At 68.3% G+C, this 14,096-nt stretch carries 12 protein-coding genes; 7 read left to right on the forward strand and 5 right to left on the reverse strand.

The features are described 5' to 3' along the window. Positions 1 to 160: 160 nt before the first annotated feature. The 3 genes from AAF604_00005 to epmB form a co-directional block, all read right to left on the reverse strand. Complete coding sequence (locus tag AAF604_00005) at positions 161 to 652, reverse strand: helix-turn-helix transcriptional regulator (protein MEM7048005.1); 492 nt, start codon at positions 650 to 652, stop codon at positions 161 to 163. A 150-nt stretch (positions 653 to 802) separates the two neighbouring features. Continuing rightward, the gene (locus AAF604_00010) at positions 803 to 1,564 is read right to left on the reverse strand and encodes a thioesterase domain-containing protein (protein ID MEM7048006.1); all 762 of its coding nucleotides are present in this window, start codon (positions 1,562 to 1,564) and stop codon (positions 803 to 805) included. Further along, on the reverse strand, positions 1,561 to 2,589 hold the full coding sequence (epmB, locus tag AAF604_00015; protein ID MEM7048007.1) for an EF-P beta-lysylation protein EpmB: 1,029 nt from the start codon (positions 2,587 to 2,589) through the stop codon (positions 1,561 to 1,563). The genes AAF604_00010 and epmB overlap by 4 nt, the downstream gene beginning before the upstream one ends. A 68-nt stretch (positions 2,590 to 2,657) precedes the next feature. On the opposite strand from epmB, the gene efp reads away from it, so the two are divergent. The 6 genes from efp (at position 2,658) to AAF604_00045 (ending at position 9,263) form a co-directional block, all read left to right on the forward strand. Further along, on the forward strand, positions 2,658 to 3,227 hold the full coding sequence (efp, locus tag AAF604_00020) for an elongation factor P (GenBank protein MEM7048008.1): 570 nt from the start codon (positions 2,658 to 2,660) through the stop codon (positions 3,225 to 3,227). 5 nt (positions 3,228 to 3,232) lie between these two features. Continuing rightward, positions 3,233 to 4,198 (forward strand): EF-P lysine aminoacylase EpmA, encoded by a 966-nt coding sequence (epmA, locus tag AAF604_00025; GenBank protein MEM7048009.1) that lies wholly within the window; start codon positions 3,233 to 3,235, stop codon positions 4,196 to 4,198. 55 nt (positions 4,199 to 4,253) lie between these two features. Then, positions 4,254 to 5,135 carry a metallophosphoesterase gene (locus tag AAF604_00030; protein MEM7048010.1) on the forward strand — a complete coding sequence of 294 codons (882 nt, stop codon included), beginning with the start codon at positions 4,254 to 4,256 and terminating at the stop codon, positions 5,133 to 5,135. Positions 5,136 to 5,219: 84 nt separating this feature from the next. Beyond that, complete coding sequence (gene speA, locus AAF604_00035; GenBank protein MEM7048011.1) at positions 5,220 to 7,136, forward strand: biosynthetic arginine decarboxylase; 1,917 nt, start codon at positions 5,220 to 5,222, stop codon at positions 7,134 to 7,136. A 67-nt stretch (positions 7,137 to 7,203) separates the two neighbouring features. Next, the gene (gene rnhA, locus AAF604_00040; protein ID MEM7048012.1) at positions 7,204 to 8,088 is read left to right on the forward strand and encodes a ribonuclease HI; all 885 of its coding nucleotides are present in this window, start codon (positions 7,204 to 7,206) and stop codon (positions 8,086 to 8,088) included. Beyond that, positions 8,085 to 9,263 (forward strand): HRDC domain-containing protein, encoded by a 1,179-nt coding sequence (locus tag AAF604_00045; protein ID MEM7048013.1) that lies wholly within the window; start codon positions 8,085 to 8,087, stop codon positions 9,261 to 9,263. The genes rnhA and AAF604_00045 overlap by 4 nt, the downstream gene beginning before the upstream one ends. Before the next feature lie 157 nt (positions 9,264 to 9,420). On the opposite strand, the gene AAF604_00050 is transcribed toward AAF604_00045, so the two are convergent. Beyond that, on the reverse strand, positions 9,421 to 10,446 hold the full coding sequence (locus AAF604_00050; protein ID MEM7048014.1) for a DUF4397 domain-containing protein: 1,026 nt from the start codon (positions 10,444 to 10,446) through the stop codon (positions 9,421 to 9,423). A gap of 300 nt (positions 10,447 to 10,746) precedes the next feature. On the opposite strand from AAF604_00050, the gene AAF604_00055 reads away from it, so the two are divergent. Beyond that, positions 10,747 to 11,520 carry an alpha/beta fold hydrolase gene (locus tag AAF604_00055; protein ID MEM7048015.1) on the forward strand — a complete coding sequence of 258 codons (774 nt, stop codon included), beginning with the start codon at positions 10,747 to 10,749 and terminating at the stop codon, positions 11,518 to 11,520. A 196-nt stretch (positions 11,521 to 11,716) separates the two neighbouring features. Here the strand turns inward: AAF604_00055 and AAF604_00060 are convergent, their stop codons facing one another. Beyond that, positions 11,717 to 13,993, reverse strand: coding sequence for a transglycosylase domain-containing protein (locus tag AAF604_00060; protein MEM7048016.1), 2,277 nt, complete (start codon positions 13,991 to 13,993; stop codon positions 11,717 to 11,719). Positions 13,994 to 14,096: the final 103 nt, after the last annotated feature.

Genomic DNA, 14,096 nt, shown 5'->3' on the forward strand with positions numbered 1-14,096 from the left:
CGGCAACCTGCGACCGGGCCCGAGAGGGCCCGGCGGCGAAGCCGTGAGACGGGGTGAGCCCGAAAAATCGCACTTTTTCGGGCGAGGGGGCGCTTAGCCCCCTGAAACAAACAGCTAGCAGCGCTGGAAAAGCCGCGAAGCGGACTTTTTCAGCAGCCTGCTAGCCCTTGCCGTTGGCCGATCGTCGGTCGCTGCGCGCCTCGCGGGCGGCTCGCCGAGCCTGCTCGAGGTGGAGATAGCGCAGCAGCTTGTGAAAGCCGCCGAGCATCTCCGTCAAGGCCAGCTCCTCGGCCGGCGGCAGCGGATCCTGAACTCCCAGAACGCGGTAGACATCCGGATTCTCGGCGACCTCGAGGGCCGGCGCCGGCAGGCGGCGGTAGAGAGCTTCCGGTGAGGGCCGGGGCGAGAGCAGGGCCTGATCCCGCTGCTCGGCGACCAGGGCGCGGTGGAGGTCGCCGAGGTCGGCTCCCAGGGCGTCGAGGAGATGGGCGAGGGTACCCAGGGAGGGGCGTCGCTTGGCGGTTTCGTAGGCAGAGAGCATGGCCTTGGTGATGCCGGCCGCCTGAGCGGCCTCGAATTGCTTCAGCCCACGGTGAACCCGTAGGCGGCGAAGCGCTTGCCCGATACCGTCGAAGTGCGTGCCCTGAACCATCCCTTTCTCCTTCTGCGACGGGCACCATGCCCGATTCCCTTTTTCCGGCAGAGGCTGATCCGCCCACCTTGATTCTGGGTGAGATTGTAGGCGTAAACAAGGCGTAAGTCAAGGGCGTAAACCGGCCGATGAAGGGACCAGGGCCGGGCCTCAGGAGCTGGAGGGGAGCAGCGTTTCGACCACCAGCCGGCGCAGGTTGGCGCCCTCGGGGCCATGGAGAAAGAAATGATCCCCGGGGAACTGGCGGCTGGAGAAGGCTCCCCGGGTATGTTGCCGCCAGGCCTCCAGATCATCGGCCGTGACGTCGCCGTCGGTGACGCCGCCGAAGGCCGACATGGGAATGTCGAGGGCCGCGTCGGGAGCGCAGCGATAGGTCTCGTTGAGGGCGAAGTCGGCCCGCAGGACGGGCTCCAGCAGCTCCATCAGCTCGGGATGCTGGAGGACTTCTTCGGGGGTGCCATTGAGGCGCCGCAGCCGATCCCGGAACTCCTCCGGAGGAAGATCGTGGATCGCTTCCTCGCGCAGCGGTTGGTGGGGGGCACGATGGGCCGACATGAACAGGTGCCGGGGAGCCGGCAGCTGCTGCCGTCGCAGCCAGCGGCTGAGCTCGAAGGCGATCAGCGTCCCCATGCTGTGGCCGAAGAAGGCGAAGGGCAGATCCGTGAACCAGGAGCGGTGGCGCTCGCCGAAGTCCTCCACCAGCGGCTCGACGCTGCGATAGGGGGACTCCTGGATGCGGTTCTCGCGCCCCGGAAGCTGAACCGGGCAGACATCGATCGCCGCCGGCAGCTCTTGGGGCCAGAGGCGAAAGATCGACGCTCCGCCGCCGGCGTAGGGGAAGCAGAACAGGCGAACCTCGGCCTGCGGCCGGGGCTGCCGGTGACTGAACCAAGAGGGTTTCGAGCGGGTCATTGGGAGGGCTCCGCGCGGTAGGCGCTGCGTAGGTCGACGGGTACTTTGGCGGCGGCTCCGGGCTCTTCTCGCACCAGCCGGGGTACCAGATAACCGGGCAGGCGAGCGGCGGTGGCGGCGAGCAGCTCCTGAGCGCGCCCCTCCGGAACGTCGAAGTGAGCCGCACCGGCAACCGGGTCGAGAAGATTGAGATAGTAGGGCAGGACGCGGTTGGCGAACAAGCTCTCGGAGAGCTCGCACAGGGTGTCGACCCGGTCGTTGACGCCCGCCAGCAGCACGGCCTGGTTGAGGACCGTCGTGCCGCCTGCCACCAGCCTTTGCAGTACGTCGCCGACCTGGTCGTCGATCTCGCGGGGGTGGTTGGCGTGGACCACCATCACGGTCTGGAAACGGGGCCCGCCGAGGATCTCGAGGAGCCCGGCGTCGACCCGCTCCGGCAGGACGATCGGTAGCCGGCTGTGAATGCGCAGCCGGCGCAGGTGGGGAATCGCGGCGAGCTCGGCGACGAGCTCACCGAAGGCGCGATTCGACAGCGACAGGGGGTCGCCGCCGCTGAGGATGATCTCGCGGATCGAAGGATCCCCTTCGAGGGCCGCCAAGGCCTGGCGCCGAACCCGCTGCGTCGCGCTTTGCTCGCCGTAGGGAAAGTGGCGCCGGAAGCAGTAGCGGCAGTGCACGGCACAGGCCCCGGTGGCCACCAGCAGGGCGCGGCCGCGGTACTTGTGCAGCAGGCCCGGTGCTTTGATGGCCTGCTCTTCGGCGAGGGGATCATCGACGTAGTCCGGATGCCGCGACTCCTCGGCGCGGGTCGCCAACACCTGCAGCAGCAGAGGGTCGCGGGGATCGCGCGGCTGCATGCGGGCGACGAAGGACCGTGGCACCCGCAACGGGAAGTCGAGGTGCTCGTCCGGCAGCTCGACCTGGTCACTGGTCAGCTCCAGATGGTCGAGCAGGACACCGACGTCGGTGATCGCCTGGCGATAGGAAGATTGCCAGTCAAAGTCGCCCTCGCTTCGCGATATCATCGCCAGAAGGTACCCTTTCGGGTCGATCCTTTCAAGACAATTTCCAGTGGGTTTCGGGTGAGGAGAGTATGCCGAGCTACAGCACCAACGAGTTCCGGTCGGGCCTGAAGATTCTGATCGACGGGGACCCGTGCGCCATCATCGACAACGAGTTCGTCAAGCCCGGCAAGGGCCAGGCCTTCGTGCGCGTGAAGTACCGCAATCTGCTCACCGGACGGGTGATCGAGAAGACCTTCAAGTCCGGCGAGAGTGTCGAGGCCGCGGACGTTCGCGAGACCGACATGCAGTACCTCTACAACGATGGCGAGACCTGGCACTTCATGGTGCCGGAAACCTACGAGCAGCACGAGGCCAACGCCGACGCCGTAGGCGATGCGGCGCAGTGGATCAAAGAGCAGGACATCTGCGCCGTCACCGTCTACAACGGCAGCCCGCTGTTCGTGGCGCCGCCGAACTTCGTCGTCCTCAAGGTCACCCAGACCGATCCCGGTCTGCGTGGCGACACCTCGAGCGGTGGCAACAAGCCGGCGACCCTCGAGACCGGCGCCGTCGTGCGAGTTCCCCTCTTCATCCAGGAAGGGGAGCTGCTCAGGGTCGACACGCGCACCGGCAACTACGTTTCACGCGCCAAGGAGTAGCCCCCATTTCGCCTTCCGGAGGGCCCCAGTGGCGCCCCACGGCGGCGCCCGAGGCCCTGCGCCTGCGAGCGCGCCTGGCGGCTCGAGTGCGGGCTTTCTTCGCCGCCCGCGAAGTGCTCGAGGTGGAGACTCCGCTGCTCTGCGGGGCGACCGTCACGGATCTCCATCTCGCCAGCATTTCAGCGGCCGTCGGCGGCCGGGAGCACTTCCTCCAAACCTCGCCGGAGTACGCCATGAAGCGGCTTCTGGCGGCGGGTCTCGGGGCGATCTTTCAGCTCGGCAAGGCCTTTCGCGATGGCGAGTCGGGGCGACACCACAATCCCGAGTTCACCCTTCTCGAGTGGTACCGTCCGGGATTCGATCATCACGCCTTGATGGCTGAGGTCGAGTCGTTCTTCCGTGAGGTCGTGGCGGCGCCGGAAGCGGACTGGCTGTCCTATCGCGAGGCCTTCGAACGGGTCTTCGCGATCGATCCCCACAGCGCGCCGGTGGCTGTCCTCGATGCCGTGATCGCCGCCCTGCCGACGTCCCCTCCTGCCTTCGCCGAGGACGATCGCGACGGTCGCCTCGACTACCTCCTGACCCACGGCGTCGAGCCTTCCTTCGCCAGCGATCGGCCGACCCTGCTCTACGACTATCCGGCCTCCCAGGCGGCCCTGGCGCGGCTGCGACCGGGGGATCCGCCGGTCGCTGAGCGCTTCGAGGTCTACTGGGGCCGGATCGAGCTCGCCAACGGCTTCCACGAGCTCACCGATGCCGTCGAGCAGCGCCGGCGTTTCGCGGCGGATCTCAAGCGACGACGCGCTGCGGGCCTGCCGCCGGTCGCCCTCGACGAGCGCTTCCTCGCCGCCCTCGAGGCGGGCATGCCGGCGGCGTCCGGGGTGGCCCTGGGGTTCGATCGCCTGGCGATGATCGCCGCCGGCGCCGACCACCTCGACGAGGTGCTGGCTTTTCCCCTCGCGCGCGCTTGAGAATCAGCGGCCGAGTCTCGAAAACCGATCGCGCTGGAACCACGGAATCGTCATCATGAAGCTCTACGCCATCGCCGACCTCCATCTGCGCCATCGCGAGACCCGTGAGGCCCTCGAAGCTCTGCCCGCGATGCCCGACGATTGGCTGATCGTGGCCGGCGACGTCGGCGAATCGGCGAATCTGATGCGCTGGGCTTGGCACACCCTGACGCCGCGCTTCGCCCAGCTCATCTGGGTGCCTGGCAACCACGACCTCTGGACGCTGCCCAACGATCCCGACCCGCGGCGCGGCGTCGCCAAGTACGAGCACCTGGTGTCGATCTGCCGCGACGCCGGAGTGTTGACGCCGGAGGATCCCTTCCCGCGCTGGACCGGCGAAGGGTCGCCGTGCACCCTGGCGCCGCTCTTCTTGCTCTACGACTACACCTTTCGGCCCGACGAGGTGGCGGTGGAGAAGGCGGTCGCCTGGGCCGCCGAGGCGGAGATCGTCTGCGCCGACGAAATGCTCCTCTATCCGGATCCCTATCCCAGCCGGCAGGCCTGGTGCCGGGCCCGTTGTGACCAGGCCGAGGAACGGCTTTCGGCGGTGGAGGGGCCGACGGTGTTGATCAATCACTGGCCGCTGCGCCAGGACATCCTGACCTTGCGCAAGGTGCCGCGCTTCTCGATTTGGTGCGGTACCCGGCGTACCACCGACTGGCACCTGCGTTTCGATGCACTGGCCGTGGTGCACGGTCATCTCCACGTCCGGGCGACCCATCGGCGCGATGGCATCGCCTTCGAGGAGAGCTCGCTGGGTTACCCGCGAGACTGGGACCGGGATCTCGGCGTCGCCCCTTATCTGCGGCAGATCCTGCCCATCCCGCAGGGGTATCACGAGCTGCCAGAGCTGACCTTCCGGACCCGACCGGATGGTGCTAGGCTGCCGCCGCCCTAGGCGCTCCGGCGGCCGCCGCCCTGGGCGCCCCGACATCACGAACGGTAGATCGAAGGACTTCCGAGACGCACAGGAGATCGCCCCATGGCGCCCAAATCTCTCGCTTCGCGTTGGTCTTCCGAGGACTCGAGCGAGCTCTACAACATCGGAGGCTGGGCCAACGGTTACTTCTCGGCGACGCCGGCGGGAACCCTCGCCGTCCATCCGGAAGGCGAGGCTGGTCCCCGCATCGATCTCAAGGAGCTGGTCGACGAGGTCAGCGAGCGGGGCATCGGATTGCCCTTGTTGATCCGCTTCTCGGAGATCGTCAAGGCGCGGGTCGAGGAGCTCCACGCCGCCTTCGAAGGCGCCATCGACGCCTACGACTACCGGGGCAGCTATCAGGGCGTCTATCCCATCAAAGTGAATCAGAACCGCTTCCTGGTGGAGAAGCTGGTCGAGTACGGGCGGCCGTACAACTACGGCCTCGAAGCCGGCTCGAAGCCCGAGCTGCTGGCGGTGATGGCGATGCTAGACGATCCCGCAGCCCTGATCATCTGCAATGGCTACAAGGACGAAGAGTACGTCGAGACCGCCCTGTTGGCCTCCAAGCTGGGCCTCAGGGTCGTGCTGGTGGTCGAAAAGCAAAGCGAGCTCGAGCTGGTCCGGCGGGTGGCGGAGCGCACCAAGGTGCGACCGATGTTGGGGATTCGGGCTCGGCTCTCGGCCCGCGGCTCCGGCCATTGGGAAGAGTCCGGTGGCGACGGCTCCAAGTTCGGCCTCGGCAGCCGTGGCCTGGTGGCGGCGGTGCATTTTCTCGCCGCCGCCGACATGCTCGACTGCTTTCAGCTCCTGCACTTCCATATCGGTAGCCAGATCTCCGCCATCCGCTCGGTCAAGGAGGCTCTGCGGGAAGCCAGCCGGCTCTATGTCAACCTGGTGCGCATGGGGGCGCCCCTCGGATTTCTCGATGTCGGCGGAGGTCTGGGGGTGGACTACGACGGCTCGGGAACCGATTTCGCGTCGTCCCTCAACTACACCCTGCAGGAGTACGCCAACGACGTCGTCTTCGGGGTCAAGGACGTCTGCGACTCCGCCGGCGTCGCCCATCCGGTGCTGGTCTCCGAGTCCGGCCGCGCCACCGTCGCCCACCACGCCGCCTTGGTGGTGGAGACCCTGGGCGTCGCCGAGTTCACCGTCGGCGAAATCCCCGAAGCCCTGCCGGACGACGTCGAGGCGCCGTTGCGCAACCTTCTCGACGGCCACCACGAGCTCAGCGAGGAGAACTTCCTCGAGACTTTTCACGACGCCCTCTCCTACCGCGACGAGTGCCTCAGCCTGTTCAGCCTCGGCCACCTCTCCCTCGAGCATCGCGCCCTCGCCGACGACATCTTCCTCGCCACCTGTCGGCGCATTCTCGACATCGCTCGGGCCCGTCGCCAGATGCCGGACGAGCTCGAAAGCCTCGAGCATCTGGCCGCCGACACCTACTTCTGCAACTTCTCGATCTTCCAGTCGCTGCCCGATTCCTGGGCCATCGACCAGCTCTTTCCGGTGATGCCCATTCACCGCCTCGACGAGGAGCCGGAGCGGCGGGCGACGCTGGCCGACATCACCTGCGATTCGGACGGCAAGATCGACCGCTTCATCGATCGGCGCCAGGTCAAGCGGCTGCTCGAGCTCCACCGGCTGCGGCCGGGCGAGCCCTACCTCCTGGGCGTCTTCCTGGTGGGGGCCTACCAGGAGTCCCTGGGCGATCTGCACAATCTCTTCGGCGACACCAACACGGTGCAGGTCTCCCTCGACCGGGAGGGCGGCTACAGCATCGACGACGTCGTCGAGGGGGACACCGTCACCGAAGTGCTGCGCTACGTGCGCTACTCGCGCCGCGAGCTGCTGGCGCGGATTCGGCGTTCCGCCGAAGGTGCCTTGCGCCGTGGCATGATGAGCCGCCAAGAGGCCCGCGACCTGATCTCCCTCTACGAGACCGGCCTGTCCGGATACACCTACCTGGAGCACTGATTCTCGAGGAAGCGAGTGCGCCGGCGGTCGGCGTTGCCGGCCGTACGAGGCGTGGCGAGGGAAAGCGATGAACACGAACCTGCTGACGATCTACACCGATGGCGGCGCCAGTCCCAATCCCGGCCCGGGAGGCTGGGGGGCGGTTCTCCTGGAAGGCTCCGAGGTCCGCGAGCTCTCCGGTGGCGAGGAGCGCACCACCAACAACCGCATGGAGCTGACGGCGGCGATCCGCGCCCTCGAGTCCCTCGGCGGGGAGCCGCGCGAGGTTCGGCTGATCACCGATTCGCAGTACCTGCGCCGCGGGGTGACCGAGTGGCTCGCCGGTTGGCAGGCCCGCGGCTGGCGCAAGAAGACCGGCGACGAGGTGCTCAATGCCGATCTCTGGAAGCGCCTGGCCGCGGTGATCTCGAGCCACCGCATCGAGTGGTCGTGGGTCAAGGGGCACTCCGGCGATCGCTGGAACGAGCGTGCCGACGAGCTGGCCACGGAGGCCGGGCGCAAGCTGCGCCCCAGCCCGCCGCCCCCGCCCGTGGCCGAAGGCGAGGTCTTTCTCAAGGTCTCCTGCTCGCGCGGCCGCGGAGGCTGGGCGGCGCTGATCCGCGATGCCGCCGGCGAGCGGGTCCTGCAGGGCCGCCGGCAGCGCACCACCGCCAACGAGCTCGAGGTTCTGGCGGCGGCGGAGGCTCTCGAAGCGGCCGCCGGGGACGGCTCGCTGTCGGTTTTCACCGGCTCCGACTATCTGCGCCTGGGGGCCACCCGCTGGTTGGCCGGCTGGCGTCGCAAGGGATGGCGAACGGCTACCGGCAAAGCGGTGCAGAATCGCGCCGCCTGGGAACGCCTGGCGGCGGCGATGAAGGGACGGAAGCTCTACTGGCCGGGTGCCGGCGATGATCCCGATGCGATGGCGAGGCTGGCGCAGGCGCTGGGTCGAGCCGCGGGAGGTGGGCGATGAGCGCTTCCGGGGCGGTGATCGGCGATGCCTCGGCCCTCGAGCACCTGGTCGACGAGCTGCGCAGTGTCGGCCGCTTCGCCATCGACCTGGAGTTCGTTTCAGAGTCGCGCTACGTCCCCGAGCTGTGCCTGGTGCAGGTGGGTTGGGGCGAGGTCGAGGACCCCCGGGTCGCGGCCGTCGATCCGTTGGCGGTGGACGTCGGTTCCCTGGCGCAGCTCGTGGCGGATCCCGCCGTCGAGAAGGTGCTGCATGCCGGCCAGGCGGATCTCGCCCTTCTCGGCCAGCGCTTCGCAGTCCGCGGTCGCAACGTCTTCGACACCCAGATCGCAGCGGCCTTCGTCGGCGTCGGCGATCAGATCGGCTATGGCCCGCTGGTCGGCCGGCTGCTCGACCTCGAGCTCGACAAGGGAGCCCAGTTCACCCACTGGGATCGTCGCCCGCTGGCGGCGGAGCAGCTGCGCTACGCCCTCGATGACGTGCGCTACCTGCCTCGGCTCCACCGCGAGCTGGTGCGGCGCCTCGAGGGCCGGCAGCGCCTCGCCTGGGTCGCCGAGGAGTCGAAACGACTGGCCGAGACCGCCGCCACTCGACCGGCGCCGGGCGATCGCTTCCTCAAGGTCAAGGGCTGGGACCGGCTGCGTCCGCCGGCGTTGGGTGCGCTGCGGGCGCTGGCCGCCTGGCGCGAAGAGCAGGCCCTCGAGCGCAATACACCGCCGCAGTGGATTTTGCAGGACCGGGTGCTGCTCGAGATCGCTCGCCGGTTGCCCAAGTCGACGCGTGACCTGGGCGCCATGCGTGGCATCAAGGACGGTCTGGTGCGCCGCCACGGCAGCGCGCTGGTGGAGATCCTGCAGTCCGGCGCCGGCAACCCCCCGAGCCTGCCGAAGCGCCCCAAGCCGCTGAGCGATCGCGGCAAGGTGTGGAGCGCCATGGCTTCGGCCATCGTTCAGGCCCTGGCGCGGAAGGCCGGCGTGGCGCCGCGATTCCTGGCGGCTCGTGACGATCTCGAGAGCCTGGTGCGCTGGTACCTGTCGGGCAATGACGTCGAGCCCGAGATTCCTCTGCTGCAAGGTTGGCGGCGGGAGCTGGCCGGTGCTGCGGTCTGTGATTGGCTGGCCGGAGGATCGGCGATCATCGCCAGCGAGCAGGGGATCGAGCTCGTCTCCCGTCGCTGAACCCAGGATCGGTGGCGACAGCCTCCGCCAAAATCAAAAAGAGGCCATCCGTGAGGATGGCCGTGGGAGGGTTGAGATGGAGGACCGTCGGGGCCGGACGGTCCTCCGTGAAACGGCGGCTGCGAAGGACCGCCGATGCCATGATGGCGAAAGAACGTCAGTTGGCGCAGGCGAAGGCGGTGGTGTCGCCGAAGGAACCGAAGTTGCGCGCCTCGTTGCGGTAGACGCGGTTCTCGCCGGTGGCCGTGTAGGTCACCCGGATGTCGTACTCGACGTTGCTGAGGGCGCCGTAGAAGAACCAGAAGAAACCGTTCTCACTGCAGCCATCGAGGGACTTGATCACCAGCTCGATATTGTCGTCGTCGAAGAACCAGAAGAAGCCGCTCTCGGCGGTGCGGCCGACGGCGCGGCCGAAGCCGGAACGGTTCTCGAAGTCGGTCCAGTCGACCTCGACCCGGATCTGGTCGTTGGCCACGTAGAGGGTGCGGTCAGCGGCACCATCGGCCACCAGGCCGGTGGCGTAAGCGGTGTAGATGGTGTCAGCGTTGAGCATGATGCCGGGAAGCGTCAGGACCACCGTCTGGGTGCCGGCGACCCGCACCTCGAGATCATAGGTGTTGGCCGGCACGGAGATGTAGTCGCTCGCCTCCTGGAAGGAGATGTTCGGGAACAGCACCGCGCCGCCGTTCGCCAGCGCGATGTCGACCGCCGGCGCATCGGCCGAGCCGTGGAGGAAGCGCACCTTGGCCTCACCAGCCGCCGGAGCGGCGTTGTCGTCGACCAGCACCAGCGGCGTGATGTTGGCGAGGAGATCCGAAGCCACCACCGTGTAGTCGGTGCCGGCGGTGAGGGTCAGATTGGCGTCGATCACGAAGGGACCCGCGTTGTTGGCGCCGGCGGGCTCGACCTGCACCTGGTAGGTGCCGGCCGGCAGCATGGCGTAGTCGGTCACCTGCTCGAAGGGAATGTTCTCGAAGGCCAGACCACCGTCGACGCGCACATCGACGTTGGGGGCGTCGGGCGAGGCGTGGACGACGCGAACCCGCACCATGCCGGCGCCGGGGCTGCCGCCGTCGACGCTGATAACGGCGTTGAGGGGCGCCGGCGAGGCGACGGCGGTGCCGGTGAACACGGTGGTGAGAAGAACTGCGAGAGCGGACAGAAGAGCAGTCTTGGACTTCATGGGCATCCTCCAAGAGTTTTGAGAATCCTCGGCCGGCCGCGGTATTGCGGCCGGTCCTCTCGGGGGATCGGGGAAGAGGTTCGACCGACTCGGGACTGAGTCGAGCTCCTTCCTCGATCTCCTGCCTAGTCCTTTCGCCTAGGGCTGCTTTTTGGATGAAGACTTTTTTCGAATCGCTCCGGAGAAGGCACCGGCCAAGGTGGTTCTCAGTCCCGCCGAATGGCGATAAAGTTCTCGCCATCAGGGAGTTGAACTGCCCGGTCGCGAGGGCGCCGGAGCGGTGAAATCGGAGGTGATGGGATGAAAGAAACGCGTCGAGCCGTGGGCGAGAACGGTGAAGAGATCGCTCTGCAGCTCGCTCTGCCGGAGATCGCCACCGACCGCGCCATCCTCTACATGCACGGCTTCGGCTCGAGCCAAGAGGGAGACAAGGCCGATTTCTTTCGCCACCGGGCGCTGGCTGCAGGGCTGGCTTTCTGCAGCTTCGACTTTCGCGCCCACGGACAATCGGACGGCTCCTTCCTCGATCTCTCCTTGGGGCGCAATCTCGAAGACATCGCCGTCGCCGAGAGCTTCCTGGGCGAGCACGGCTTCTCCCGCCGGGTGCTCTTCGGCTCATCGATGGGCGGAGCCTCGGCGATCTGGTATGCCGCCCAGAATCCGGCGGCGGCGGAAGCCGGCTTGTTCATCGCGCCGGCCCTCGAGCTCGCTTCCGGCTTGCGGGCCTATGCCGGCGAAGAGGGCATGGAGCGGTGGCGGCGCGAGGGTCGCCTTCGCTTTGCCACCGAGCTGGTCGAGTGCGAGCTCGGCTGGCACCTGTATGAAGACCTGCTGCGCCATCCCACCGCTGACCTGCTCGGCCGCTATCGCCTGCCGAGCCTGATCTTCCAGGGCAAGCACGACCTTTCCGTCGACTGGCGCGACGTGCTGGCGTTCGTCCGCGACTGCGAGTTCGAAGAGCTCGAGCTCCATCTCTTCGCCGACGGCGATCATCGGTTGGTCGATCGCCTCGATCAGCTCTGGGATCAGGCCCTCGTCTTCCTGCGCTCGCGCAGCCTGCTAGCAGGCTGCTGAAAAAGTCCGCTTTGCGACTTTTCCAGCGCTGCTAGCTGTTTGTTTCAGGGGGCTAAGCGCCCCCTCGCCTGCGCGGCCCGGCCCGAAAAAGTGCGATTTTCGGCGGCCCGCGCAGGGGCTCACCCCGTCTCACGGCTTCGCCGCCGGGCCCTCTCGGGCCCGGTCGCAGGTTGCCGATGACTTTTTCAGCAACCTGCTAGCGGACGACCGGTAGGGGCGGATCGCGGCGGAAGATGCGCTTGTGGGGCGGCAAGGCTCCGCGGCGGAAGAGCTCGGCCTCGGCGCCGCGCCGTTCGGCGCGCACTCGGCGACCGGTCTTGGGGTCGTAGTAGTGCTGTTCGACGGCGCGCGGCGCCTCGACCTGGCGCGGCGCCAGCGAGCCCGCCGCGCTGGCCACGAAGGACTGCCAGATGGGGGCCGCCGCGGCCGCCCCGGAGAGGCCGGCGCGACTGTTGTCGTCGACTCCCACCCAGACCACCACCACCATCGAGCCGGCATCGCCGGCGAACCAGGCGTCCCGGCCATCGGAGGACGTACCGGTCTTTCCGGCGACATCGAAGCCGGCCACGGCGCCGCCGCGGGCGGTGCCCTCGCGGGCAGCGGTTCGCATCATGTCGCGCACCAGGTAGGCGCTCGCCGGTCGCACGACGCGTCGGGCGGCGCGGCCCGAGCGGGCCAACAGGGAACGGCCGAGGCGGCGGCCCCCGGGGCGTTCGAGGCTCTCCACCGGGAAGGGGCGCAGGGCTTGACCGGGAGTCGCGAACACGGTGAAGGCCTCGGCCAGGCGCAGCGGGCTGGTCTCGACGGCGCCGAGGGCGAAGGACGGCGGTGGCTCGGCGGGTAGGGCGAGGCCGGATTTGCGCATGCGGGCCGCCGTCGGCCCCAGGCCGCACCAGCCGGCGATGCGGGCGAAGGGGACGTTGAGGGAGCTCGACAGGGCGTGCCGCAGGCTGACCACGCCACGGAACTCACCGTCGTTGTTGACCGGGCGCCAGGAACCCGAGGGCAAGTCGAGGGTCAAGGGCTCGTCGGCGATGCGCGCCGCGGGATAGAGCGGTCGCCGTTCGCCACAGCGCTCGAAGGCTTCGAGGAGGAGCAGGGGCTTGACCGTCGAGCCGGGCTGACGTTGCGCCTGGCGGACGCGGTCGAAGCGATCCTCCTCGCGGTCCGGGTCGCCGGCGACGTAGGCCAGCACCCGCCCATCGCGCACGTCGAGGGCGACGAGGGCCGCCGACAGGGGTCGGTTGCGCAGCCGTCGACGCTGCCGCTTCAGCCGCGACAGGCCGTCGCGCACGGCGCCTTCGGCGAGGCGCTGGAGCTGGGGGTCGAGGGTGGTCGAAACCACCACGCCGCGACCCTTCTCGAGACGACCGGCGGCCGACTCCCGGGCCACCTCTCCCACCCAGCGCACGAAATGGGAGGCGCTGCGGCGAGGCGGCGACGAAGGCCTCAACCCGAGCCCGCGAGCTTTGGCTCGGGCGATCTCTTGGGACGGGGCCCACTCGAGCTCTGCGAGGCGCGACAGAACCCAGTCCCGACGCGCCCGGGCGCGCTCCGGATGGCGCCGCGGGGAGAGCCGATTGGGGCCTTGAACGATCGCCGCCAGAAGGGCGCTTTCAGCCCAATCGAGCTCTTCCGGGGGCTTCGAGAAGTAGGCCCGGGCACCGGCGCCCCAACCGTGAAGGGCCAGGCCGTCCACATGTCCGAGATAGACATGATCGAGGTAGGCCTCGAGAATCTCCTCCTTGTCGTACTCGGCTTCGAGGGTGAGGGAGCGCACCGCCTCGGAGACCTTGCGGCCGAGGGACCGCTTGGGCGTCAGGTCGCGCATCTTGATCAGCTGCTGGGTGATCGTGCTGCCGCCTTGAGCGACGCCGCCGGCCTTGACATTGGCGAGGGCGGCGCGAGCGATGGAGCGGCCGTCGAGGCCGCGGTGGGTGAAGAAGCGGGCGTCTTCGGCGGCCAATAGGGGGCGCCATGCGCGCTCCGGAAGGTCCGCGAAGCGCAGCCGGTGGCGCGGCGCCCGGTCGCCGGCGAGGGACTCTGCCAGCACCTCCGCCTCGAGGGACCAAGAGTCGATCGCCAGGGGTGTACCGGTGGCGTCGAGGAAGCCTTCGATGCGGCCGTCGGAGCGGCGCAGCTCGAGGCCGATCAGGCGAGCTTGTCGGTTTCGCGAGGCATAGGGATCGGCCCGCTGGTAAATCCAGAAGACCTCGTAACCCCAAAAGAACTGGCCGACCTCGGTGGGCTTCCGCCGCACCCGCCGATAGCCCAAGGCCTCGAGCCGGTCCTCGAGTCCCAGGGCCGCCACCGTGGTCCCCGGAGTCAGCTCGTAGCGAGACGACAGGACCCGCACATCGCTACGCCCCAGGGTCTCCGTCAAGCGAAGTTCAGAGGCGCCGGCGGAGGCCCCGCCAAGGGCCAGCGTCAGCAGCACCAGGGCAAGGGAAAGGACGGGAATGATGGGGCGCATTCAGCTCTCCGCGCGGGCTTTGCTACTGTATCTTCGATGCTGCCAGGGGCCTTCGTCCGCGGCAGCCCTCAGGCTGAAAAGACTGCGATTCTTGGGCACTCTC

The sequence above is a fragment of the Acidobacteriota bacterium genome, from assembly GCA_039028635.1.
In the GTDB taxonomy this organism is placed as follows: domain Bacteria; phylum Acidobacteriota; class Thermoanaerobaculia; order Multivoradales; family JBCCEF01; genus JBCCEF01.